The sequence below is a fragment of the Vibrio sp. 1562 genome (assembly GCF_033340155.1).
Lineage (GTDB): Bacteria > Pseudomonadota > Gammaproteobacteria > Enterobacterales > Vibrionaceae > Vibrio > Vibrio alginolyticus.
This window is the reverse complement of sequence record NZ_JAWOVY010000006.1, coordinates 150,871-173,235: the sequence shown is the minus strand read 5'-3', so window position 1 is coordinate 173,235 and position 22,365 is coordinate 150,871. Positions and strand designations below refer to the sequence as shown.

The window sequence follows — 22,365 nt, the reverse complement described above, 5'->3', positions numbered from 1 at the left end:
ATCAGAATGTATCTGCCATGTCATAACGGTAGTGATTGGTGAAAAGAGACCGTACAGATGATATTTAATGCTTGTGGGTTTCATCTGACAATGTTTAGGTCGATACCAAGCCTTATGTTCTGTAAAGCACCTTTACAACATGCCAACCGAACTTGGTTTTAACTAGATGCGGCGTTAACACTTCGCCAGAAAAGCACACTTTGTCGAATTGAGGTACCATTTGACCACGGCGGAATTCACCAAGGTCACCACCGCGTTTGCCTGACGGGCAAGTTGAATACTTCTTCGCTAATGTCTGAAACTTTGCGCCTTTTTTCAGTTGCTTGATTATGTCTTCCGCTTGCTCTTTGTGCTTCACAAGAATATGTAATGCGGCTGCTGTATTTGCCATTGATCTATCTCTCACTATTCTGGTCGCGCAAGTGTACCCAATCCTTTTTAACAGACCAAACATTTCTTAATAATAGCTCAGCGGTAAAGGCCCAAATACACGAGGAATATAAAATCGTCTACATAATGAGTTTAAAATACAAACAAGTTTTGCTCAGTTAATCACTATTCTCTAAAAGATTGTCTAAAAAGCTCACATTTGTCTCTCCAATGGTTGAAGCCTTCGTCTGATAAGATTAGATTAGACACAATTCGGTGGTATTTATAAGGTTATTTTCATGGCAAAAGTCGTTAGCAAAGCGAATCAGTCTCAGGGCATGTTGATGTTTAAGCTCACCCTGCAACAGAGTTTCGCTATCGGTACGCTAAAAGTCCGTGAAATCGTCCCGTACATGCCAACGACAAAGATCCCTTACTCGCATCATCACGTCATTGGAACCGTTACGATACGGAACTTAACAGTACCAGTGATCGATATGTCAGCGGCTGTTGGCTTTCGTCCTATAAGTGAAGAAGAATATAAAAGCTGCTACTTGATCGTGACAGATTGCTTGCGAACCGTGGTTGCTTTTATGGTTCGTAGTATAGAGAAGATCATTGAGTGCGATTGGAAAGCTATTGAAACGCCACCTCCGAGCGCTGGAAAAAATATTTTCGTGACTGGAATTACTCGCTACGAGGACAAAACTGTTCAAATGCTGGATGTGGAACTGCTACTTTCCAAAATTTATCCGCAGTACGAGAATTCAAAGATACCAATGCTGACAGATATTGAGCGAGAACGCCTAAAAGCACTCAGTATTCTATTGGTGGATGACTCTTCCATCGCTCGTAAACAGCTGTGTGACGCACTCGATAGCATCAATATTGGGTATCAAATCTGTAAAAATGGTTTAGATGCATTGGAACTGATGAAAAGTGACGCTGCGGCTCATCGCCCAATTGATATTCTGGTCAGCGATATTGAAATGCCCGGATTAGACGGTTATGAGTTAGCATTTGAAGTTCAGAATAATTCCTCTCTGAACCATTCATACCGCATTTTACATACATCGTTATCGAGCGAAATCTGTGTAGACAGAGCTCACCAAGTTGGCGCGCATGAGGCACTTGAGAAATTCAATGCAGGAGAACTAATCGAAGCGATGCTTCGCGGAGCAAAAGAGCTAGAAGCCAAAGCTATGACTTCTTAACTCTTATTGGACGAGTTGATTTGAGAATATAATGCAGTGCTTGTCCTATCCCTGATGCTCACATCCGCTAATTTCTCAGCTCACTTCTTTGGCATCGCGTAACTACGAGAAACGAATTCCGTCTCTTTGACTTGGTGAGCATGATTAATATAAGAAGCTAGGCTGTAAAGTACATTCGCTAATAAGTTCGCGTAACGAAACAAAATAGGTGCGGGCTGCTTCTTACCTGTATGTTCAACGGCAACTAATGCTCGTACCGTTTTTTTAGCTTGGCAACGGCACAAATGCAATTGACTGGCTGCCGGGTGCCCTCCGGGTAGAACAAAGCCTTTGAAGCCGCCATCAATACGTTGCTTGAGCAAAGCATAATCGGCCTTTAACTCTTCAACTTCCGTCTCTGTAATCGCTAATTTCCCGCGAACCGAACCATTTAGATGATAAACATTAGGCTGCATTCTTGTCAGTATATCGCGGCTAAACTCGTCCAACTCCATAGCGAGAACAAGGCCAATACGACTACAAAGTTCATCTGCTGTAATTTCAAAGTCACAAACCGGACTGTCCTCGTAAATAAACGGATAGCAAATCTCGCTCAATTCCTTACTTACAGGTTTCATGCTTTTGTTCCAATATAAAAAAGGGAGTCAGTATAACCTAACTCCCTTTAAACGTTCATTATGCCAAATGATCGACATTCATATGATCGGTTTACAATCAGGCACTTTCGACTTTCTTGTGACCTTCTTGAAGGTGAACAAAATCGACTAAATCATCACCAGACACTTGATACGCCTGACCAAAACCTTTAACAAATAGCCCCGATTCTGGCTTTAAGTTGAACAAAACGAAATCCTCTAGCTGGCTTAGACCATCAATAATCTCACCAAAACGCTCTTTCATTTGTCCAACAACTTGTTGCCACATCTCTGTGTCTCGCTCAACTACATTTGCTACCGCATCAAAAGTTAAGCGCTTACGAGCAAACAGCTGCTTTGAAGACTCTTCATCTTCGATCATCATCAATGAAACATTTGGATTTTCTAAAAGGTTACGGGCATGACGAGCGATTTTAGAAATGAGAACGAAATAACCTTCCTGGTTTTGGACATAAGGCGCGTAGCTTACATTCGGGCGACCTTCTGCATCGACAGTTGCAAGCTGAAGTGTACGGCGCTCCTGACGAAACTCTTTGATCTCTGGCCCTAAACGACCTTGCAAACGCTCTTGTTTAACTTGTTGATCCATATTGATACCTGACTTTACTAATTAGTATTCGAGTTAAGCCTCGATTATGTTTGTGATTACTTTTTTAATTCGGCTTGTAGGGCGCGAAATGCGGTTACTTGCTCTTCAATCAACTCGCGCTTTTCGTTACGGCCTAAATAAACCTTGAAAATATTGCTTCCGCACTCTGAGAAAAAACCAAAATAGTGACTCTCTCTACCCATAAACGGTTTACTTACTAATGCGACATTTTTAACGTTATCTAATTTAAGGTGGCCGTGCAGTTCACCTTCTCTACCCATTAAATTGTAATAGCCACGCGCCACTTTTCCTTTTGGAAACGGCGCTTTAACTTCAAAGATAGAACCAAAAGAGTGGACGATGGTCGTCACCGGGCCAAAACCAACCAAACTTTCTAAGATGCTTTGCGCTTGCTCTCCTGGTGCAATAGCCACCATTTCCTGAGGTAGAGCCGCAACAACCTCAAACTCGGAAATGCCAAGACGCTCTGCCATCGCAGCTGGCAATAATTGTGGTTCTTGCTCTAGTAATACTTCAACTTGTTGCTTGATTGATTCCATTGTGTCTTCCGTTTTTGTTCAATTTGTTTTCATTAATTATTGGATGCTTTCGGTACGGTTTCGTTCATCTCTGATGTGAGTACCTGAATACAACTTTGAGCCAATGACACTGCCCAGAAGCTGCCTGCAAGAGTAAGGACTGCGCTACGTTCATGTAGCTGTACTAAGCCTTTCGCTTGCCACACTTTAAATAGAGGAAATAAAAACCCGAACGCGTCCTCTCCCATAAATGATGGAAGTTGATTTGCTTGAACAATGCCACGGTCAAACGCAGATTTGAGTGCAGAAAAAAGTGGTTCTAGAGGGCTTTGTTTCATCATCATCGCGATGGTGCTTTGACCTTCTTTGACCGCTTTAATATAGGTCTCTAGTGTGCGGTGTTGCATCATCCCGTAGCCACCGATATTACCTCCAGCACCACAGCCAATTGGCAATACCTCTGCATAAGTCTTGGCTAAACTATTGTATAAACTACGCTCGCGGTTATCGATTGCCCAATGGTTCACGCTCAGTTGCTTCATATGGTGTTTGGCCATAAAGTTCACACCGAGCTCATACATTCCCGCTTTTTCTGGTGTGGTCGCAGGTGGCGGGATTTTTCCCTTTTCTACGAGGTTGAGCATGGGAGCGGACCCACCAACCACTAACTGATACAAATCCAGTCCGTGTGCACCAGTCGAGAGGAAATCATTTAAATCTTGCTCTAACACTTCTTTGGTTTGATAAGGTAAGCCATAGAGTAAATCGATAATGACCGGAATTTTGTCTTCTTTGGCGATCTCGCTCACTCGTTTGAGGACATCTTCCCTATCATCTAAACGTTTTGCGCTGCGGCGCACTTGTGTATTAAAACTTTGCACACCAAAAGAGAAACGATTAAACCCACCCTCTAAAGCGCCTTGATACAACTCATCAGAAAAACGATTGATGCGACCTTCTAAAGTGATTTCGCAGTCTGCAGCCAAAGGAAAGTGGTCTCGGATAGCCTGGCCTAACACACGAACCTGTACTGGAGATAAATCCGTTGGCGTTCCGCCCCCGATATATACGGCGTGAAAAATACCATTTTGTGTCCAAGGTAATGCCGCTTTCTCTCTAAGCTCCTGCATTAATGCTTCAAAGTACTCATCAACCAGTGTGCGACTTGCAGCATTTTGAAAGAAGTTACAAAAAGTGCAACGAACGCGACAAAACGGAACATGAATATAAAGACAGCGCTTATTGGTCGCTTTAATTGAGTTAGCCGTAATACTCGAAAAAATCGCCTGTTGTTGAGACGAGGGCACAGGTACGCTCGCTCCCCCGGCATGTGCAGAATGCTTCTTAACAAAAGCAAATCGCAATGGATCAGGACTATCACTGCCCAACACTGATTCATCAAGCTTATCGATATCGACGCTCATATATACTCGCTTAACTCCCATCATGTAAGGGATGGAAGCTGATCTTAAAAATTCTGCAAGAATCATAATTTGAGCGTAATGATAATGCAATTGATAATTGATCTTATTTCCATTGTAAGTAATAATCTGCCCAAGTTTTCATAGTTTCCCGAGATATTCCGTGAACGTACAAAGATATGTCATTGCAGGAGGTGCTTCCCTTGCCATCCATGCCGCACTTCTTTTTGTTTCTCAAGAGACAAAGGTGTTCGCGATGCCGGCTGGAAACCCAGCAAGTTCGGTAAGTCTAAATCTTGTGTCTGCTCCTCCAGCTGTCGAAAAATCTACACCAGAAAATGTAGCACCACCAAAAGAGCAGCAGCCTCAAGACCAACCTGAACCAGAAAAGAAGATTGTAAAAAAACAGGTCGTCAAGAAAGACGCTGTTAAGAAGAAGGTAGTAGAGAAAAAACCTGAACCGGTTAAACAATCTAAACCTAAAGCGGTCGAGCCCACCAAAACCGTAACAAAGCAAAAGGTTCAGCCCGAAGCGAAACCAAAGAAAAAAACGGAACCAGTGAAGAAAGAGACGGTAGCTCAACAATCCGCACCTGCGAGCCAATCCAAAGGTGCAACGTCTCAGCCTGTCTTGGTAGACAAACCAACGTTTGTGAGTCAACCAACACAACCCCGTTACCCAAGGTCTGCACAAAGACGCGGTATTGAAGGTGTAGCCTTGTATGAGATATGGCTAGATGAGAATGGTAACCAGATTAAACAGGTTTTGATTGAGTCTTCCGGCACAGAGTCGCTAGATGCCTCAGCACTTCGTGCGATCAAACAGTGGCAATTTACACCACATATTTCAGGTGGGCTAAAAGTCGCTCACCGAGTACAAGTACCTGTTCGTTTTAAGTTGGATGGATAATGGAACAACTACAAGAATTACAAACTCAATTTGGGCTGATGACATGGCCTTTGATCATTTGCTCAGCTCTAACCGTGATGATCATCGCCGAGCGATTATTCCATGTGTTAATTAGCCTTGGTGTAGGAAAGCGAGCCATTCGCCAAAAGCTCACAGGATTAGACCCAACAAATGGGAGCGAACTTGAAGCACTTGCTGAAGAGTTGTCGAATAAGCGGCCGCTTCTGTACCGTGGTGTTGCGATGTTGCTTGCTCATCATTCGTTTTCGAAATCTTTAAGAGAAGATGCCGCAGGTATTTGGCTGCAAGAAAAACGCCATCAGTTGCATTCCGGTCTTCGTTTGCTGACGCTGATTGGCGTCATCAGCCCTTTAATTGGCTTGCTTGGTACGGTACTTGGCTTAATTGACATGTTTAAAGGCATCGCGGTTTCAACGGGGAATATCACTCCGAATGATTTGGCTGACGGCCTAGGTCTTGCTATGCGCACCACTGCCGCGGGTCTCATTATCGCACTTCCTGCCATTTCAGGAGCGCAGATCATTGGTTTGTGGGCGGATCGTGTAATCGCCAAGCTTGAGCACACTTTAAACTACGTCAACTTATGGCTTGAAGGTATCTCGTTACAGCATGTCTCGCCAGACCACTCAAAAGTAACACTTCGCTCTTCTGAGAAGATTGAGGCTGCAACTCAATGATTAAAACACCACAAGAAAATAGTCGTAACGGTTTAACCCCCGATTTAACACCGCTGTTAGACATTATTTTTATCGTCATGGTTTTCCTGATGTTAACCGCAGCGGTCAAACTCGATTCATTAGACGTCAATTTACCGAGCACAGAATCTCAGGCTGTTGCAGATGTCGATAAGCAATCCATCACGGTAAATATTCTTAAAGACGAGCCTTACTGGGCTATTAACGGCAAGACATACATCGATTGGGACAACTTTACCCTCGCGCTGTTAGAAGAGAGTAAATCAAGCGATAAACCAATTGTAATTGGAGCAGAAAAAACCGCGAATATTCAGTCGCTAGTACAACTTCTCGGCTTTTTACAAGAAAACGGAATTCAAGCTACTCAGTTACTCACTGAAGAGCCATCATAAAAATAAGTAAGATAGAGATCCTTTCAAAATGAAGAACACACGCATCACTATTCATGCTGTTGTCACGGCAGCTATTTCCCTACTTGCGAGTAGTCAACTTTTTGCCAATGAAACGCCATCCTCAGAGCGCGTTGTTAGCGCAGGCAGCGCCGTCACTGAACTCTTGCTTGAACTCGACGCTAAAGATAGCTTGGTTGCTATCGACGTCACCAGTCAATTACCAAAAGGAATGGAACTGCCTAAAGTGGGCTACCATCGTCGTCTTTCAGCGGAGGGGTTGCTCGCCTTACGTCCGACAAAAGTCATTGGTTCTGATGAGATGGGGCCGAAAACAACATTGAGCCAATTGAAATCGGCTGGCGTAGATGTAGAAATCGTTAATACTGATGCAAATGTCGAGGGCCTTTATCAACGTATTGATCAAATTGCGAACCTTATGGATCGCAAAGCTCAAGCTGAAAGCTTAAAGCAAGATGTCCAGGCGCAAGTACAAGCACTCAATGCAAACCAACCTGATCAAGCGAAGAAAAAGAAAGTGCTCTTTCTGCTGATCCATGAAGGGCGACCTGCAAATGTTGCGGGCTCACAAACGACACCCGATGCAATTATTCAACTCGCCGGCGGACAAAACCCAGCCGCTACACAACTCTCGTCTTACAAGCCTCTATCCACAGAAGCGATGGTAGAGATGCAGCCTGACGTGATTCTTGTTAGTGGTCGCAGCTATGAAACGTTGGGTGGTGCCGATGCAATTTTAAAAGCAATGCCGCTTCTTGCTGCAACACCCGCTGGAAAGAACAAAGACATCATAACGATTGATGGCCATGCTCTGGTAGGTGGTTTGGGCCTTAAAAGTCTTGCAGAAGCTAAACGCTTGAATGCACTGCTTTACCCATAGAGACATGACATGTTGTTAAGACGCATCCCCCTTTCAACGACGTTATCAGTGCTTAGTGGATTTTTAGCATTTATTGCTATCGCCTCTATTACCGTTGGCCCAATGAACATTAGCTTTGCTGACAGTTTGCGTAGCCTAACGGGAGGCAGTTCTGATCTCGCTCCTCACATTCAGTTGGTCATTAACGAAATCCGATTGCCTCGTACCATTTTGTGTATGTTCATCGGCGCCATTTTGGCAATTTGTGGTGTGGTTATGCAGGGCTTGTTCCGTAACCCATTAGCCGAGCCTGGTATCATTGGTGTGTCTGCTGGCGCTGCTCTTGGTGGTGCATTCGCTATTGTTGTATTTGCTGAATTTAGCCAAAACTATCCGCAACTAATGAACTTAGCGGCTCTGCCTCTTTTTGCTTTCCTTGGCGGTGCACTAACGACTATTCTCGTTTATAAACTCGGCACAAGTAAGTTTGGTACCTCAGTTACAATTATGTTGTTAGCCGGCGTTGCCATCAGCGCGCTCTCGGGTGCTGCGATTGGTTACATGAACTTTATCGCAGATGATCAGATGCTGCGAGACTTGACGCTTTGGTCGATGGGCTCATTAGCTGGTGCAAATTGGTCAGGGATTGCTCTATCTGCTGTAACACTCGTCATCCTATTGCTCTGGTTTCAGAAGAAGTCGATGGCGCTGAATGCTCTGTTGTTAGGGGAATCAGAAGCAAGACATTTAGGAGTTCCGGTTCAAAAACTCAAACGTCAGCTTATTTTACTTTCTGCACTGGGTGTTGGTATTACGGTGAGCATCAGTGGTGCAATTGGCTTTATTGGGCTCGTGATTCCTCACTTAGGGCGCATGCTCGCTGGGCCTGACCATCGAACGCTATTACCAATATCTGCCTTAATGGGAGCACTGCTTCTTACTGCCGCAGATATGTTTGCTCGTGTTGCCGTGGCACCAGCTGAATTACCAGTTGGAATCGTGACCGCATTGATTGGCGCGCCCTTTTTCATCTACTTATTGTTCCAGCAAAAAGGGAAGATTTTGTAATGAACCAGATCGTTTTATCGGGGAAAAACATTTCGATGACATATGGCAACCGTGTGGTGCTCGATGACATCAACATTGATATCCGAGCTGGTGAAGTGACCGCCCTACTCGGCCCCAATGGCGCAGGTAAAAGTACTTTACTCAAGCTTCTATGCGGTGAGATCTCTTCGAATCATCACATCACCTACTTCGGTAAACAAAAGCATGATTGGGAGCCTGAAAAAAGCGCCAAACATATTGCAATGCTCCCGCAGCACAGCACCTTAACCTTCCCATTTCTAGCCAGAGAAGTAGTAGAGCTGGGGGCAATACCGCTATCACTGTCCAATAAAGAAACCACTAAACTGGCTTTACATTACATGGAACAAACCGACGTATTGCATTTAGCAGAAAGCCTGTACCCGTCTTTATCTGGTGGAGAAAAGCAACGACTGCATCTAGCACGAGTGATGACACAACTACATCAATCTGGCGAAAAACGAATCTTAATGCTTGATGAACCTACCTCAGCGTTGGATCTCGCCCATCAACACAACACGTTAAAAATTGCTCGTGAAACGGCAAAAGCACAGAACGCTGCGGTGGTTGTGGTGTTACATGACTTGAATCTAGCCTCTCAGTACGCAGACCGCCTTGTACTCTTGCATAACGGGAAACTAGTTTGTGATGACACGCCATGGAATGCACTAACGTCAGAGCGCATTGAGCAAGTTTATGGCTATCGATCTATTGTGACAAAACATCCGACGCTAGACTTCCCTCAAGTGCATGCCGCAGCATAAAGCGTATCTCCTCTAAGCCGTCTCTAAAACACTTTGATACGACAAAGGCCCGCAATATGAGAATTGCGGGCCTTTGCTTTGATAGTGGCAGAATTTGGGGCTTTAAAGGCTATTACTTGCTCATTTGGATCAATGATCGACCAATCAACCACTCAAGCTCTTTGTCACCACCCGCACCAAACTGGCTTTCAACCATTTTGTATAAGCGGTCAATACCATTAGCAGCAAATTCTTGCGCATTTTCAGCGGTGACAATGTGATGGAATAGCAGTCGTAAAATCGCGAGAAACTCAGCATCTTCCAGCGCTTTAATCCAACTTTGTGAAAATGCATTTAATCCTTTATCAAACTCTAAGTGTTCAATAAACATTTTAAAGATACGGCCATCCAGTGCGGCGGTGAAGTCCGTTTTCTTAGGGAAGTGATGGCTAATACCGGTACGCGATATACCTGTCTGCTGGCTTAGCGTCGTGTACGACATTTTGTCGTAACCTAATCTGAGTAGCTGATCAATAACGGCATCCATGATCTTTTGGATAGTGATTTCGGTATCTTCTTTACTACGCTTTGGCATATTTTAAGCTCTTCTCTTTGTAAATCCATCTAACTCACTATTAAATGAGGCCAGAATGAAATCATTCTTAGCATTATACCCGGCTCGCCGATGCGGTTCGATTAGCGAAAACCTAGAAATCAGGTTGCTAAGCACTGCACTTGAAAGCGCTTTGGGTATATGTATTGCGACTATTTAATATCATGTCGAGTTCCAAACCATAACGTCTTTACACTGCGTAATGTGTAATTTTCAGTTATGTTTTTGTCAATACATGCTACTCAAAATAAGGCGAAAAGTTAGTCTCATCAAAACCTTGCGCCAATTATTCATCGAAACTATTCAAAGACCAAGAATGATAATTATTAAAAATAATCAATCAAGAAATAGTCTTATAAATTAACCATTAGTTCAACTGGACTGAGCAAAATCTCGTCACTATGTTCGTTAATTGATTTTAAATGTTGATATATATCACATTAACGTTCTTGATGATTTAGTAATCCAATCTTTAACCCTTACTTAACAAGTGCCTACTCTGTTCCTTTTTTACGCAAAAGTCGTCATTTTTGTAGATACAGATCAAATACCTGATAGAATACCCTTAGTATTTACAAGAGGATTCGTTATGAGTGTCGAATTAGAAAAAAACCAAGTATGTGAGGCCTGCGGCTGTGCTGGCGAGATAGGCTTTATCATCAAAGAAGGTGACGAAGTTGCCGACGTAACGGTTTTCGCACAGACAAAAACAGAGCTAGAGTCTGAACTACAAAAATACATCGAGCTCGCTAAATCAGTATGTGCTGATGTTGAATACAATGTTTCAGAAATAACCGAAGAATCGAACCAAGCGACGGCTCGATTCAAATTTGAAGTAAGTGCTGAAAAACTTATCTTTGAATTAAAAACTCGCTCACTCGCGCGTTAATGAAAAAAGCGAGCATGATGCTCGCTTTTTATTTTTCCAATCTCTTAATCTTAAACCGCTCTAAATGAAACAGACAACTTCGGCGCGTTTATTTATCTTTTTTGAACACGACCCACTTTAACGAGCCATTGGTTTCAAAATCGTTCTCAGCGGTACACATCAGTAATACGCCTTCAACATTAATCACGGCCCCTGTGGTGTAGGCTTTATCATCGTAGTAACAGATACGCTGACCTACCTTACCGTCAGCAACTATTAGCGCTTTGTTTTCTGGTGTACTGTATGATTTAGCAAAAACGGAACCCGACAGCAGTACTGCAAAAACACCAGCGGTAAAAATAGATACACTTTTTAACTTCATGAAAATCTCCCTCAAACCTCAATAATACTAACAAGGACCCTTGTGAAGTTCTTGGAAGAATCTCATATTATTCAAATATCTACTGATATTTTTCTCACCTCTACACTTGGGTCTGCTTCACATTCAATCATTTAATTTATCTCATTTTAGTAAGCTTGAAGTTACTTAGCTCAGTAAAGAAGCGCACACTTTTAACGTGTATCTCTAATTTGAATATTTAAGTTATGAATCAAAAACTGTGAGCAAAAAATGCATAATAGGTTTATTTAAGTATAAGATAAGCACCTGTTGATCTCGGTATTTAACTAACTCTTTGACTATGCGTTTTGTTTCCCTATGCCTTACTTCAATCCTGCTCTGCTCGTCTCCTTTGGCATATGAGCTAGATTACTATTCTAAGTTTGGTCACATCGATAATTACGGCAATCTTGATCTTAGAAACAAGCCTTACACCCAACTACCCTCTGGCCTAGTGGTAAAGGGCAACTTAAACATCTCACAAACCCCTATCAAAACCTTGCCTAAAGGGCTTGATGTTGAAGGCAGTCTGGAAGCAACTAACAGCGCACTCAAAGTTATTCGCTCAGGAACAAAGATAAAAGGCTATGCAAACCTACTAGGTAGTAAGATCGAAAACTGGCCTAAAGGCATCAAACTAGGCGGTTACCTAAATCTGACAGATACACCGTTAAAAGCGCTTCCAGCTAAACTTCGAGTAAAAGGTGATCTAAGTGTTATTCGCACTCCCATTTCTGAACTTCCTGAAGGATTGGTGGTTGATGGTAATCTTTATATTGGAGGATCAGCGCTGAAAGTATTTCCAGACACAATGACGGTGAAAGGGAATATCTATTTAGGTGGTAACAGGATCACCAAATGGCCTAGCAATTTAACCCTTGGTGGCGCCGTCGCACCTTAAAGAGCAGATAAACAAAAGCCCCGGCAGACCGAGGCTTTAAGGCATTCTGAATCAACAGAGTTCAGTGACGAAAGTTACTCTTGGTTATTCACAGGATTGGCATAGCTCGCCACCAAATAAGGTCTTGCGCCTTCAGGTAGCTGATCCAACTTATCCGCGAGATGACGCTTAACCGCTTCCGTAATGATGCTCGAATCTTCATGCCCAGCAGCTAACAAGTTGATTGGGTACAACTTGTAGTTGTTGTGAATTTGGCGGTCGATTTCACCAGCAAGAGATTCCGGCGTTTCAAACTCTTGCTCAATCACATCACCAAACGCAACATGTACACGGCCTTTATAGCCAACGATACCTTGAATGATGCTTTCAATATCTTCAAATTCGCCTTTTTCATAGCGGCCATTTTCTGCTTTTTCGTACAGCTCTTTTGCTTTGGCAATGTCACATGGATCATTTTCATAGGCAATCGAGACAGGAACGATTTTCAGAGAACGCGTGTACTCACCAAAGCTGATCTTTTGTTTACGACCTTCAACATGGAACATTTTTAAAATCGCAGGATCAGTAAAGTCGTTTCCATCTTTAGCACGGCCTTCCTTTTGGGCAATCCAAATTGAATTGCCAGTATCAAGCGAATGTTTGATATAGCTTGACAGTTGTCCCAATGCTTTCATCATTTCTCTAGGCGCTTTAGCAGAGCGCTTAACGATGAAGCTCTTATTGAGTCGCATCAATTCTGTCGCACATGGCTTCTTCAGCAGGTTATCGCCAATCGCTATACGAACTGTACGGTGCCCACTTTGGTACAAGCCATAATTTACGAGCGCAGGGTCCATCGCAATATCACGGTGGTTAGAAACGAATAGGTATGACGTGTTTTTATCCAGCTTATCCAAACCAGAAAAAGTGACGCCATCCGTTGTCTTATTCAATGTATCTTTCAGATACTTCTTCACTTCAATCTGAATTGCTTCGACAGAATCAAGCTTGCTCCACTTGGCTTTCAGGTAGATGCGCAGGATCGGGCTCATTAGCGTTTTGAACCATGCTGCTTTATTAGCAAAGCGATGTTCTAGGATAGCAGTGATAAATTCATCATCTTGGATTAGACGATCCAGCGCTGCTGGAATTTCTTCGTCGTTGTAAGGACGAATTTCAATATAAGGATCGGTATTGGCTGTCATTGTTCATTACATATCAAAAAAAGCTGGCACATTTTACGCATAGTTTTGCTGACAAGCAGCATTTCAACCCATACTTTTAACATGGTCATACCAGTTAAGCCACCATTTATCATGCTAAAAAATTCTCTCAGCCGGTTGGAATCGTATGGGTTTAACGTTACCCTTAGCGCCAAAAAACACTGGTACTCATAATGAACTACGCAATTGAATTTCACGACGCTAAATACCCCTTTCTTGATGTAGCTGCGCGTAAAAAAGCACTGAAGCACAGTCTACTATCTGTCATCGAAGGGTTAGCCGTCATTAAATTGGGTAAGCAGGAGTATGCCATTGAACCAGGCCAATATTTTTGGATTCCTCAAGGATGTTTGAGCTCCCTCACCTTTTTACCTAATTCTCGTGTATATCGTTGTGATTTTTCTGTGCGTTTAAATGACGACTTCTCACAACAAGCGGGCTTTGTGAAGCCTTCACCGCTACTAAAAGCGCTCGTCGAGAAGCTAGCAACAACTGCCGAACGCTCGGATCTGCAAACCGATCTACTGACAGTAGTAAGACATGAAGTATTGACGCTGTCTCCTAAACTAGCGCACTCAACGTTAACGAGAACCATCAATCAATGGACTCCTGGCTGTGACATGAATATTTCTAAAGAGCTTTGCTTGGTACTAACACTACGTGAAGCAAGAAAAATGAAACTGTCGGGGAAGAAGGAAGAGCAAATTGTTGACTCTCTTTTTGCTGGTAACACCGAAGAATATGAACAGCTTTGCTTTTTAGTCTTTGGAGAAGCGCTATAACTGCTCTTCAACAAGCTACGTGTTCAGCATTACGTAGAATTACGGACACAGAAAGTAGATTAAAACAAAAAGGGCGTACATTGATAATGTACGCCCTTTTTTCATTTGCTTGAGATGCCTAGAAAGGTACTTCTATCTGCATCATCCAGTCAGCGTCATAATATTCGTGCCAACGATAATCAAACCGCATTCTTGGCTGTCCGTCGGATTTATCACCAAAACCGACGCTGAACATCAACCCGTGACTACGAAGCCACTCTTCTGTATCCATTTTACTCTCTTCGTCTCGGAGCTCTTCCGGCATCCAAAAACCAAGACCAAAGTAATTCTTTTCTAAGTTTTGAGTTAGAAGTGGGGTGTCTTCCGGCTTAATCGCCCACTCCTCCCAATAGTTTTCTGTTGGTCCTTCAAGCTTCGCTTCCGCTGCATACCAAATCAATGCTTCAGTACTTAACACGCCGATGGAATCTAAAATTTCTTCACAGATTGGAAGCGTGTTATCTTCAAACACCACGGAACGATCAGAAAAATAGTTACACGCGGAATGAGCTTGTGTCACCACAAGCAGCGCACATGCACTAAATAAAACTACTCTGACCATGAAAATCTGACCTCTCAGTTCCCAGACAATGTTTCTCTGTATAAGCCTTTACTAAGTAATAAATCACGTACGGAAGGTGTTGTATAGGCGCCGATCTCTTCACCCTCGGCCAATGCTTTGCGAATATCTGTGCTTCTGACTTTTACTTTTTCAGGACATGCCATAACAGTCCAACGTTCCGTAATCTCTTCAGCTCTACTAAATTTAGCAAATTTGAAGAAATTATCAGGACCAATGACAAAAGTTATATCGGCAGTTGGGTAGATTTCTTGAATTTTTTCTAACAACGCACAGGTCGTCACACTTTGTCCAGGTTGGTATAAAGCTTGCTCTGCATCAGAACGCTGAACATTAGAAAGCCCCATATCCTTGATGAACGCGTCAACCATTTCGCACCGAGTTGGGTAATCAAGCATGTTCTTGCCCCAAGCGTGTGCAATGCTTGGCTCAAGTAACACAAGATCAAAGTGGCTCAAAGACTCAATAACACTTTTATGCCCTAAACTAGGTGGGTTAAATGCACTACCAAAAATGGCGATTTTTTTCATATCCGGTGATTACCTGGTTGAAGAGAGTTTTCTAATCTGATGATTTCGGTATGATACTACTAATCTTTACAGCTTTTGACCCTAAAGTCGCGTTTAATGAGCCTCAACTGTATGGTTTATCACCATTTGAGCAAATGTGCTTTAGAGTCTGAAATATTTGCAGGAAAAGGAACCCTAAATGGAACAATCCATCCGTGACGAAATGCGCGTACTCCCTTCAATTGATCCGCATTTTGAAATTGAACGCCGTGTCGCTTTTATTAAGCGTAAATTGCAAGAAGCGGGCTGTAAGTCTCTTGTTCTTGGCATCAGCGGTGGCGTTGACTCAACGACATGTGGTCGTTTAGCTCAGTTGGCTGTAGACCAGCTGAACGAAGAAGCGGGCAACAATAGCTACCAATTTATCGCAGTTCGCCTGCCTTATGGGGAGCAAAAAGATGAAGATGAGGCTCAGCTCGCTCTGTCTTTTATTCAGCCAACCCATTCTGTATCGGTGAACATCAAAGCAGGTGTTGACGGGCTTCATTCGGCTTCTCACGTTGCATTAGAAGGCACAGATCTTCTACCAACTGATGCAGCAAAAGTCGACTTCGTAAAAGGCAATGTAAAAGCGCGTGCTCGCATGGTTGCTCAATACGAGATCGCGGGCTACGTAGGCGGCCTTGTTCTTGGTACTGATCACTCAGCAGAAAACATCACTGGTTTCTACACTAAATTTGGTGATGGCGCTTGTGACATGGCACCATTGTTCGGATTAAGTAAACGCCAAGTTCGTGAAGTGGCTGCTACATTGGGTGCACCTGAGCAACTAGTGAAGAAAGTGCCAACAGCAGACTTAGAAGAGCTTGCTCCACAAAAAGCAGATGAAGATGCCCTAAGCTTAACTTACGAGCAAATCGACGATTTCTTAGAGGGCAAACCCGTTCCACAGCAAGTGAGTGACCGTCTGGTAGCGATTTACAAAGCAACGCAGCACAAACGCCAGCCAATCCCGACGATTTACGACTAAGCGATATTTTCAGCTCTCTTTAAAACTCAAAACGCTGCTAAAAATAGCAGCGTTTTTTTGTCTAGGAACAGTTTTTGTCGAAGGACAAAATTGCTCTCGCCTAGTTGGTTACTGTTACGTCCGTCTCTGGCACAGCACAACACGCCAATACGGTTCCCATTGCACGTTCCTCATCTGTCAACGCAGGCACGTCCGGATGATGTACTTGACCCGACGTAAGCTGAACCTTACACGCGCCGCATAAGCCAGCACGACAGCTATTGCTAACAACCTTCCCAGCATCCTCGAGCTGATCTAACAACGTTTTCTGATTATTCCCTACAACTTTCGTCCCATTGAAATCGATCGCTATGCTCTTCTCTGGTCTTGAAGTGACTGAAGATACGCCAAACGCTTCTTGATGGTAGTTTTCTTCTGGCAGCCCTTTTCTTAGCAGGAGATTTTTCGCTTTCTCCATAAAACCATCAGGACCACACACAAACACTTGGCGCTGTTCAACATCTTTGATTTGCTTAATGTGTGACAAACTTAAACGCCCTTTCAAACCAAACCAATCAACAGCAGGTTGCGTTAAACAGACTTTTACTTCTAGCGCTGGGTGCTCACGCTTTAACTGCTCCAACTCTGAGCGACAAGGAATATCATTTTCGGTCCGACATTGATGGTAGAAAACCACGTTCTCCAACTGATTATGATCCGCTAAGTAACGCACCATTGATAACATTGGTGTTACTCCGCTACCCGCAGAGAGTAACAGCAGAGGCTGCGCTTCATGCGTTTTAAGGTGGAACTGACCGTCAGGTTGTTCTGCCTCTAAAACATCACCGACTTGTAAGTTGTCTAAGAGTGAGTTAGAGACTCTTCCGCCCGCGATACGCTTTACAGAAATAGCATAACGACCCGGACGAGAAGGACTGGATGATAAGGTATAGCGTCGACCCACTTTCTTACTATCAATATTCACCTCTATTGGCAGGTGTTGTCCTGGCAAGTAATTAGGCAACGAACCTTTGTTTGGCTCTAACCATAAGGTCACAAAGTCTTGGGCAATTTCTTCACGCTCAACACATGTAAGCTTCATGCGCACTGGCGAGTTATCTGCGTAAAACTCCGGCTCTTTGTACTCCAATACTTCAACTTTATCGCCTTGACGAATAATGCCTTCATTTCGCGCGACAAGATTCTGGCCAAAGAACACACCACCGACATCGTTTGCACGGAACTGTTGCAAGGTTTTGAGCGGCTCTTTGCTCTCACGGAATGTGCCTCTTTGGGTATTCACCGTAGTCAGGATACAGCGCTCGCAAGGTTTGAGAGACTCAAACTCTACCTCACCGATTCGTATGCGCTTCCATGAATCTTCTTCAAATGGCTTAGTATCAGAGACAACTAAGTTAGTACGAAACTGATCCATTGAGTGCAGCTCTGAACTTCTTCGATTCAGCTCATCAAGTGAAGCTTGGCTGATCACTAAAACCGGATAACCATCAGCAAAACTGACGTTTTGACCTAGCTTTTCACGGACACGATTCGATTGCTCACCACTAAATAACAACTCAACGCGCTGCCCCAAAACACGACTAAACCAGTCATCTGCATCATCTGTCGTGGTATAGGCAGTAAATGTATCTTTCCAAACCGTTGCAGGTGTCTCCTGCATTTTGAAATCTTGGTAACGGATTTTAAGTGGCTCCATACCCAAACTACTAAACACCACTCCATCGGACAATAAGGCAGACTTAATGGTTACCATTTGCGGATACTTTCGCGCAGTGATCATCGAGCCATCAGCTTTCGCAATCATAAAGCGACGATCGAAGCTCAATCCTTGCTTCTCAACCCATACGGACGACAGCGATAATCCGCCAACTGACTTAACCGGAAAAACATTAATTTGGGATAAAACGGGTTGCGACATTGCCTTCTTCCTACGGGTGTTTTTTATTTGTTGCGGTATTGTATACTCAAATCACATTAAGTTGCAGAGTCTACTGCCTCTTCATCCATCGCAACTTTCTCGAAACCATATTCTTATAAATTTGGTTTTAGTGACAAGTATTTACTACACTCAACATTCGCGTTTTTTAACACCGTTCTGACCAAATACCGTTTGATAAAGTGTGATACGACACACATAATTCACCCAAGTTATCACTACTCCCATTTATCGATTTGGAGCTTAATTATGGATACAAGAAAACTGGTTCTGATTTTGTTATGTATCTTTCTTCCGCCTGTCGCGGTGTTTATGGAGAAAGGTCTAAATAAAGACTTTTTGATTAATCTAATATTGACGTGTTTCTTCTTTCTACCAGGTACGATCCACGCGCTTTGGTTAACAATGAAGTAACCACTTACACTCTCACTCTTTATAAAATTGAAAAATGGGATGAAATATGAGGGCAATTCCTCTATCATCCTGTCGCCTAAGCGCAAGCGTTTGCTCAAAAGCAAATACGGCGCTTAGGCTCCAATCAGACAACTTTTCAATGGTGGGAGCAATTAATGACAACACTGACTATCACTCGTCCTGACGACTGGCACGTTCACTTACGCGATGGGGAAGTTCTTAAAGACACCGTTCGCGACATCAGCCGCTACAATGGCCGTGCGCTGATTATGCCAAATACCGTCCCACCTGTTACTACAACTGAGCTCGCCCTAGCCTACCGTGACCGAATTCTCAAAGAGCAACATGGCGAGCAGTTTGAGCCTTTAATGGCGCTTTACCTTACAGATAACACGACACCAGACGAAGTACGTAAGGCTAAAGCCACCGGAAACATTGTTGCTGCCAAGCTTTATCCTGCAGGCGCTACCACAAACTCAGATTCCGGTGTGACCAATGCGAAAAACATTTATCACGTTTTAGAAGCAATGGAAGAAGTAGGAATGTTACTTTTGGTTCATGGGGAGGTAACACATCACGATATTGATATATTCGACCGAGAAAAAGAATTCCTTGATACCGTCCTCGCTCCTATCGTCAATGACTTCCCTAATCTTAAAATCGTTCTAGAACATATCACCACCGCCGACGCAGCAAACTTCGTTAGCAACGCCTCAGACAACGTAGCGGCTACCATCACTGCCCACCACCTTCTTTTCAACCGTAACCACATGCTTGTGGGTGGTATTAAACCTCATTTCTACTGTTTGCCAATTCTTAAGCGCGGAACCCACCAGCAAGCGCTGATCGAAGCAGCAACTAGTGGTAGCAAGAAGTTTTTCCTAGGTACAGACTCAGCGCCACATGCGAAAGGGGCAAAAGAATCGGCTTGCGGTTGTGCTGGTTCTTACACTGCACACGCAGCGCTAGAGCTTTATGCAGAAGTCTTCGAAAAAGAAGGCAAGTTGGAAAACTTGGAAGCTTTCGCAAGCTTCAACGGTCCTGATTTTTACGGCATTGCACGTAACACAGATACGGTAACGTTAGAAAAATCCGCTTGGGATGTGCCAGAAACGATGCCATTTGGCAATGATATCGTTGTGCCTATTCGAGCAAATGAACAGATCGAGTGGAAAGTGAAGTAAGTACTTTACTGACGTTTCACCTATAAAACAGGGTCATGCTTTTTGTAAAAAGAAGTCATGACCCTTGTTACTATCGTCTCATGTTTTAGATGTGATTATTGACCACGAAGCTTTTCAACCATCGTCCATACCGCAACCACAACTAACCCTGCCACAAAGCCGATAATACCGTTCAATAAAATAGGCAAAATGGCTGTAGCAACCGAATGGCCACTAAAGTTCATAATAATCGGCTCTACAAAGTGATGAATGGCTGGCACGTTGTGCACCACAATTCCTCCACCCACCAAAAACATCGCAGCAGTTCCTACAATGGTTAACAACTTCATCAACTTTGGTGCAAAAGCGACCAAGGCCCCTCCGACTTTCGCCACCCAACCTTTACCGTTTGAGCGACTTTCAAGGTAAAGGCCTAAATCATCTAGCTTCACAATCCCAGCGACTAGTCCATAAACCCCAACCGTCATAATCACTGCAATTAAACTGACAACTAAAATTTGCGTAACAAGACTGGCTCCTGTCACGGTACCTAACGCAATCACGATGATTTCTGCTGAAAGGATAAAGTCTGTTCGAATTGCACCAGAAACTTTACGCCTTTCATACTCTTCTATCGACTCGCCAGTATTAACTAGCTCCTCTTTTTCTTCGTGCGGATGCGAGTGAGGAAACACTTTCTCAAGTACTTTCTCTGCCCCTTCAAAGCAGAGAAATAAGCCGCCAATTAGCAATAATGGCATGATAAGCCATGGAATAATCGCGCTAATAAGTAAAGCTGAAGGAACTAAAATCAATTTATTTTTGAATGAGCCTTTTGCAACCGCCCAAACTACTGGAATCTCTCGCTCAGATGCAACACCAGACACTTGTTGAGCGTTTAACGCTAGATCATCTCCCAACACACCTGCGGTTTTCTTTGCCGCCATTTTTGACATTAAGGCGACATCATCAAGCACCGTGGCAATATCGTCCAACAGTGTGAGTAAACTTGCTCCAGCCATTTTTGGTCTCTTATATGAAATTGAGTAAGTAACAAAATGTAACACCAATGAATCACTCATCAAAGTGATGATTTTGCAAAGAATACCACCCCAAATGGTGTTTTATATTGCCGTAACGATAAGACGGGTCTAGTCTTGTGATACCTTTCAGCAGTCAAAAGAAAAAGTATAGATGAAAAGTGGATACATTTACCCGATCGGTACTCCTGGCCAACCTTGGACCGAAGAAGAACGTAAAGCTTGGTTAGCAACGCAAGAAGTAAAACGTAGCTACCAAGATGAAGTCATCAGTAAAATCGATGCCCTACGCGGGCATTTTGATGTTGAACAATATGGTGCGCTCTCATACAACGAGGCACGCTTCCCTCTGTTTTGTATCAAAACACGCAATTGGGATTCAACTAAACCTGTTGTGTTGGTCACAGGCGGCGTGCACGGTTACGAAACCAGCGGTGTACATGGCGCATTAAAGTTTGTAGAAACGGAAGCAGAGCGCTATGCAGAGCATTTCAATATTGTCGTTGCCCCCTGCGTAAGCCCTTGGGGTTACGAGGTGATCAACCGCTGGAATCCAAACGCGATTGATCCAAACCGCTCTTTCTATAAGGATAGTCCTGCCGAAGAATCCGCTAACCTCATAAAGCTAGTTGCAACTTTAGGCGATGTGTTAATGCACATTGATCTACATGAAACGACAGATTCTGACGAAACTGAGTTCCGTCCAGCCTTAGCTGCTCGTGATGGTATTGAGTACATTGAAGGTATGATCCCAGATGGCTTTTACACGGTGGGAGATAGTGAAAACCCTCAGCCTGACTTCCAAAAAGCGGTCATTGAGTCAGTTGCAAAAGTGACTCACATTGCACCAGCAGATGAAAACGGCGAAATCATCGGTTCACCCGTCGTACAGTTTGGCGTTATCAACTACCCAATGGTAAAACTGGGCCTGTGTGGCGGCGTAACAAATTGCGTTTACGGCACGACAACGGAAGTGTACCCAGACAGCCCAACGGTGACCGACGAAGAATGCAACGATGCGCAAGTTGCAGCCGTAGTTGGTGGTTTGAATTACGTACTAAGTAAGCTCGAATAACACAGGTTAACAATAAAGCAACTGACGATGTCTTTGAATTGTGAATCAGCTTTACTTTGCTCCAAAAGCAAGTTGAGACATTAATCCGCTAGTTTATTAGAAATTACCGCATTAACATCGCTAACACTGAAGATGCGAAGCATCACGACTTTATGACGCTATTTTAATGCGGTATCTAATAAATCCTAAAATACAAACGACATCTAGACATCATCGTCACTACTAACTCCTCTTCCTGAACAAACTATCGTCATACCATTTAAATCAAACCTCAACCAACGAGCTTCTGAAGCGAAAAACA

Annotated in this window: 26 protein-coding genes; 14 read left to right on the top strand and 12 right to left on the bottom strand. The window is 43.5% G+C overall.

The features are described from left to right. Positions 1-112: 112 nt before the first annotated feature. Positions 113-454 (bottom strand): peptidylprolyl isomerase PpiC, encoded by a 342-nt coding sequence (gene ppiC / locus R7Z49_RS08885; protein ID WP_080276970.1) that lies wholly within the window; start codon positions 452-454, stop codon positions 113-115. Positions 455-668: 214 nt separating this feature from the next. Here ppiC and R7Z49_RS08880 point away from each other — a divergent pair, with 214 nt between their 5' ends. Next, a complete protein-coding gene (locus R7Z49_RS08880) occupies positions 669-1,583 on the top strand; it encodes a chemotaxis protein (RefSeq protein ID WP_005385059.1) in 915 nt (304 codons plus the stop codon). A gap of 80 nt (positions 1,584-1,663) precedes the next feature. Here the strand turns inward: R7Z49_RS08880 and R7Z49_RS08875 are convergent, their stop codons facing one another. The 4 genes from R7Z49_RS08875 to hutW form a co-directional block, all read right to left on the bottom strand. Further along, the gene (locus R7Z49_RS08875) at positions 1,664-2,200 is read right to left on the bottom strand and encodes an ATP:cob(I)alamin adenosyltransferase (protein WP_005375333.1); all 537 of its coding nucleotides are present in this window, start codon (positions 2,198-2,200) and stop codon (positions 1,664-1,666) included. A 97-nt stretch (positions 2,201-2,297) separates the two neighbouring features. Then, positions 2,298-2,828 (bottom strand): heme utilization protein HutZ, encoded by a 531-nt coding sequence (hutZ, locus tag R7Z49_RS08870; RefSeq protein WP_005375331.1) that lies wholly within the window; start codon positions 2,826-2,828, stop codon positions 2,298-2,300. Positions 2,829-2,884: 56 nt separating this feature from the next. Beyond that, entirely contained in the window at positions 2,885-3,388 is a 504-nt protein-coding gene (hutX, locus tag R7Z49_RS08865; protein WP_005385051.1) for a heme utilization cystosolic carrier protein HutX, read from the bottom strand. Positions 3,389-3,420: 32 nt separating this feature from the next. Further along, on the bottom strand, positions 3,421-4,791 hold the full coding sequence (gene hutW / locus R7Z49_RS08860; RefSeq protein ID WP_318111563.1) for a heme anaerobic degradation radical SAM methyltransferase ChuW/HutW: 1,371 nt from the start codon (positions 4,789-4,791) through the stop codon (positions 3,421-3,423). Positions 4,792-4,951: 160 nt separating this feature from the next. Here hutW and R7Z49_RS08855 point away from each other — a divergent pair, with 160 nt between their 5' ends. From R7Z49_RS08855 to R7Z49_RS08830, 6 genes are read left to right on the top strand one after another with little or no spacing between them, the layout of a single operon-like run. Then, the gene (locus tag R7Z49_RS08855) at positions 4,952-5,698 is read left to right on the top strand and encodes an energy transducer TonB (RefSeq protein WP_064354554.1); all 747 of its coding nucleotides are present in this window, start codon (positions 4,952-4,954) and stop codon (positions 5,696-5,698) included. After that, positions 5,698-6,396, top strand: coding sequence for a MotA/TolQ/ExbB proton channel family protein (locus tag R7Z49_RS08850; protein ID WP_005385044.1), 699 nt, complete (start codon positions 5,698-5,700; stop codon positions 6,394-6,396). Before R7Z49_RS08855 ends, R7Z49_RS08850 begins: the two co-directional genes overlap by 1 nt. Then, complete coding sequence (locus tag R7Z49_RS08845) at positions 6,393-6,806, top strand: ExbD/TolR family protein (RefSeq protein ID WP_005375322.1); 414 nt, start codon at positions 6,393-6,395, stop codon at positions 6,804-6,806. The genes R7Z49_RS08850 and R7Z49_RS08845 overlap by 4 nt, the downstream gene beginning before the upstream one ends. 28 nt (positions 6,807-6,834) lie before the next feature. Then, on the top strand, positions 6,835-7,704 hold the full coding sequence (locus R7Z49_RS08840; RefSeq protein ID WP_005375320.1) for a hemin ABC transporter substrate-binding protein: 870 nt from the start codon (positions 6,835-6,837) through the stop codon (positions 7,702-7,704). Between the two features lie 9 nt (positions 7,705-7,713). Then, the gene (locus R7Z49_RS08835; RefSeq protein WP_005375318.1) at positions 7,714-8,751 is read left to right on the top strand and encodes a FecCD family ABC transporter permease; all 1,038 of its coding nucleotides are present in this window, start codon (positions 7,714-7,716) and stop codon (positions 8,749-8,751) included. Then, positions 8,751-9,533, top strand: a complete 783-nt coding sequence (locus R7Z49_RS08830) for a heme ABC transporter ATP-binding protein (protein ID WP_005385036.1) — start codon at positions 8,751-8,753, stop codon at positions 9,531-9,533. Before R7Z49_RS08835 ends, R7Z49_RS08830 begins: the two co-directional genes overlap by 1 nt. 112 nt (positions 9,534-9,645) lie before the next feature. Here the strand turns inward: R7Z49_RS08830 and R7Z49_RS08825 are convergent, their stop codons facing one another. Then, positions 9,646-10,107, bottom strand: coding sequence for a TetR/AcrR family transcriptional regulator (locus R7Z49_RS08825; protein WP_005385033.1), 462 nt, complete (start codon positions 10,105-10,107; stop codon positions 9,646-9,648). 607 nt (positions 10,108-10,714) lie between these two features. On the opposite strand from R7Z49_RS08825, the gene R7Z49_RS08820 reads away from it, so the two are divergent. Next, the gene (locus R7Z49_RS08820) at positions 10,715-11,014 is read left to right on the top strand and encodes a YfcZ/YiiS family protein (protein WP_005375307.1); all 300 of its coding nucleotides are present in this window, start codon (positions 10,715-10,717) and stop codon (positions 11,012-11,014) included. An 88-nt stretch (positions 11,015-11,102) separates the two neighbouring features. Here the strand turns inward: R7Z49_RS08820 and R7Z49_RS08815 are convergent, their stop codons facing one another. After that, positions 11,103-11,375 (bottom strand): YnjH family protein, encoded by a 273-nt coding sequence (locus tag R7Z49_RS08815; RefSeq protein ID WP_005375306.1) that lies wholly within the window; start codon positions 11,373-11,375, stop codon positions 11,103-11,105. A gap of 319 nt (positions 11,376-11,694) precedes the next feature. Here R7Z49_RS08815 and R7Z49_RS08810 point away from each other — a divergent pair, with 319 nt between their 5' ends. Then, positions 11,695-12,294: a hypothetical protein gene (locus R7Z49_RS08810; protein ID WP_017821237.1), complete on the top strand. Its 600-nt coding sequence runs from the start codon at positions 11,695-11,697 to the stop codon at positions 12,292-12,294. Positions 12,295-12,368: 74 nt separating this feature from the next. Here the strand turns inward: R7Z49_RS08810 and R7Z49_RS08805 are convergent, their stop codons facing one another. Continuing rightward, on the bottom strand, positions 12,369-13,478 hold the full coding sequence (locus R7Z49_RS08805) for a 1-acyl-sn-glycerol-3-phosphate acyltransferase (protein WP_005385027.1): 1,110 nt from the start codon (positions 13,476-13,478) through the stop codon (positions 12,369-12,371). A gap of 191 nt (positions 13,479-13,669) precedes the next feature. On the opposite strand from R7Z49_RS08805, the gene R7Z49_RS08800 reads away from it, so the two are divergent. Further along, complete coding sequence (locus R7Z49_RS08800) at positions 13,670-14,278, top strand: hypothetical protein (protein ID WP_005375302.1); 609 nt, start codon at positions 13,670-13,672, stop codon at positions 14,276-14,278. Between the two features lie 118 nt (positions 14,279-14,396). On the opposite strand, the gene R7Z49_RS08795 is transcribed toward R7Z49_RS08800, so the two are convergent. Continuing rightward, a complete protein-coding gene (locus R7Z49_RS08795) occupies positions 14,397-14,879 on the bottom strand; it encodes a hypothetical protein (protein ID WP_017635276.1) in 483 nt (160 codons plus the stop codon). A 14-nt stretch (positions 14,880-14,893) separates the two neighbouring features. Further along, complete coding sequence (locus tag R7Z49_RS08790; RefSeq protein ID WP_205461278.1) at positions 14,894-15,427, bottom strand: nicotinate-nicotinamide nucleotide adenylyltransferase; 534 nt, start codon at positions 15,425-15,427, stop codon at positions 14,894-14,896. Between the two features lie 178 nt (positions 15,428-15,605). On the opposite strand from R7Z49_RS08790, the gene nadE reads away from it, so the two are divergent. After that, positions 15,606-16,436, top strand: coding sequence for an ammonia-dependent NAD(+) synthetase (gene nadE / locus R7Z49_RS08785; RefSeq protein WP_005375299.1), 831 nt, complete (start codon positions 15,606-15,608; stop codon positions 16,434-16,436). Between the two features lie 100 nt (positions 16,437-16,536). On the opposite strand, the gene R7Z49_RS08780 is transcribed toward nadE, so the two are convergent. Beyond that, positions 16,537-18,354 (bottom strand): hybrid-cluster NAD(P)-dependent oxidoreductase, encoded by a 1,818-nt coding sequence (locus R7Z49_RS08780; protein ID WP_318111562.1) that lies wholly within the window; start codon positions 18,352-18,354, stop codon positions 16,537-16,539. 267 nt (positions 18,355-18,621) lie between these two features. Here R7Z49_RS08780 and R7Z49_RS08775 point away from each other — a divergent pair, with 267 nt between their 5' ends. Together R7Z49_RS08775 and pyrC are read left to right on the top strand one after the other, a co-directional pair. Next, on the top strand, positions 18,622-18,786 hold the full coding sequence (locus R7Z49_RS08775; protein ID WP_005375297.1) for a YqaE/Pmp3 family membrane protein: 165 nt from the start codon (positions 18,622-18,624) through the stop codon (positions 18,784-18,786). Positions 18,787-18,941: 155 nt separating this feature from the next. Beyond that, positions 18,942-19,970, top strand: coding sequence for a dihydroorotase (gene pyrC / locus R7Z49_RS08770; RefSeq protein ID WP_053350086.1), 1,029 nt, complete (start codon positions 18,942-18,944; stop codon positions 19,968-19,970). Positions 19,971-20,065: 95 nt separating this feature from the next. Here pyrC and R7Z49_RS08765 read toward each other — a convergent pair whose 3' ends face one another. Continuing rightward, on the bottom strand, positions 20,066-20,971 hold the full coding sequence (locus R7Z49_RS08765) for a DUF808 domain-containing protein (RefSeq protein WP_062730918.1): 906 nt from the start codon (positions 20,969-20,971) through the stop codon (positions 20,066-20,068). A 172-nt stretch (positions 20,972-21,143) separates the two neighbouring features. On the opposite strand from R7Z49_RS08765, the gene R7Z49_RS08760 reads away from it, so the two are divergent. Next, entirely contained in the window at positions 21,144-22,064 is a 921-nt protein-coding gene (locus tag R7Z49_RS08760; RefSeq protein ID WP_318111561.1) for a M14 family metallocarboxypeptidase, read from the top strand. The last annotated feature ends 301 nt before the right edge of the window (positions 22,065-22,365 follow it).

Coding starts and splice junctions, on each gene's coding strand:
- ppiC (WP_080276970.1), bottom strand. CDS start 454: ATGTTTGGTCTGTTAAAAAGGATTGGGTACACTTGCGCGACCAGAATA.
- R7Z49_RS08880 (WP_005385059.1), top strand. CDS start 669: ATGGCAAAAGTCGTTAGCAAAGCGAATCAGTCTCAGGGCATGTTGATG.
- R7Z49_RS08875 (WP_005375333.1), bottom strand. CDS start 2,200: ATGAAACCTGTAAGTAAGGAATTGAGCGAGATTTGCTATCCGTTTATT.
- hutZ (WP_005375331.1), bottom strand. CDS start 2,828: ATGGATCAACAAGTTAAACAAGAGCGTTTGCAAGGTCGTTTAGGGCCA.
- hutX (WP_005385051.1), bottom strand. CDS start 3,388: ATGGAATCAATCAAGCAACAAGTTGAAGTATTACTAGAGCAAGAACCA.
- hutW (WP_318111563.1), bottom strand. CDS start 4,791: ATGAGCGTCGATATCGATAAGCTTGATGAATCAGTGTTGGGCAGTGAT.
- R7Z49_RS08850 (WP_005385044.1), top strand. CDS start 5,698: ATGGAACAACTACAAGAATTACAAACTCAATTTGGGCTGATGACATGG.
- R7Z49_RS08845 (WP_005375322.1), top strand. CDS start 6,393: ATGATTAAAACACCACAAGAAAATAGTCGTAACGGTTTAACCCCCGAT.
- R7Z49_RS08840 (WP_005375320.1), top strand. CDS start 6,835: ATGAAGAACACACGCATCACTATTCATGCTGTTGTCACGGCAGCTATT.
- R7Z49_RS08835 (WP_005375318.1), top strand. CDS start 7,714: ATGTTGTTAAGACGCATCCCCCTTTCAACGACGTTATCAGTGCTTAGT.
- R7Z49_RS08830 (WP_005385036.1), top strand. CDS start 8,751: ATGAACCAGATCGTTTTATCGGGGAAAAACATTTCGATGACATATGGC.
- R7Z49_RS08825 (WP_005385033.1), bottom strand. CDS start 10,107: ATGCCAAAGCGTAGTAAAGAAGATACCGAAATCACTATCCAAAAGATC.
- R7Z49_RS08820 (WP_005375307.1), top strand. CDS start 10,715: ATGAGTGTCGAATTAGAAAAAAACCAAGTATGTGAGGCCTGCGGCTGT.
- R7Z49_RS08815 (WP_005375306.1), bottom strand. CDS start 11,375: ATGAAGTTAAAAAGTGTATCTATTTTTACCGCTGGTGTTTTTGCAGTA.
- R7Z49_RS08810 (WP_017821237.1), top strand. CDS start 11,695: ATGCGTTTTGTTTCCCTATGCCTTACTTCAATCCTGCTCTGCTCGTCT.
- R7Z49_RS08805 (WP_005385027.1), bottom strand. CDS start 13,478: ATGACAGCCAATACCGATCCTTATATTGAAATTCGTCCTTACAACGAC.
- R7Z49_RS08800 (WP_005375302.1), top strand. CDS start 13,670: ATGAACTACGCAATTGAATTTCACGACGCTAAATACCCCTTTCTTGAT.
- R7Z49_RS08795 (WP_017635276.1), bottom strand. CDS start 14,879: ATGGTCAGAGTAGTTTTATTTAGTGCATGTGCGCTGCTTGTGGTGACA.
- R7Z49_RS08790 (WP_205461278.1), bottom strand. CDS start 15,427: ATGAAAAAAATCGCCATTTTTGGTAGTGCATTTAACCCACCTAGTTTA.
- nadE (WP_005375299.1), top strand. CDS start 15,606: ATGGAACAATCCATCCGTGACGAAATGCGCGTACTCCCTTCAATTGAT.
- R7Z49_RS08780 (WP_318111562.1), bottom strand. CDS start 18,354: ATGTCGCAACCCGTTTTATCCCAAATTAATGTTTTTCCGGTTAAGTCA.
- R7Z49_RS08775 (WP_005375297.1), top strand. CDS start 18,622: ATGGATACAAGAAAACTGGTTCTGATTTTGTTATGTATCTTTCTTCCG.
- pyrC (WP_053350086.1), top strand. CDS start 18,942: ATGACAACACTGACTATCACTCGTCCTGACGACTGGCACGTTCACTTA.
- R7Z49_RS08765 (WP_062730918.1), bottom strand. CDS start 20,971: ATGGCTGGAGCAAGTTTACTCACACTGTTGGACGATATTGCCACGGTG.
- R7Z49_RS08760 (WP_318111561.1), top strand. CDS start 21,144: ATGAAAAGTGGATACATTTACCCGATCGGTACTCCTGGCCAACCTTGG.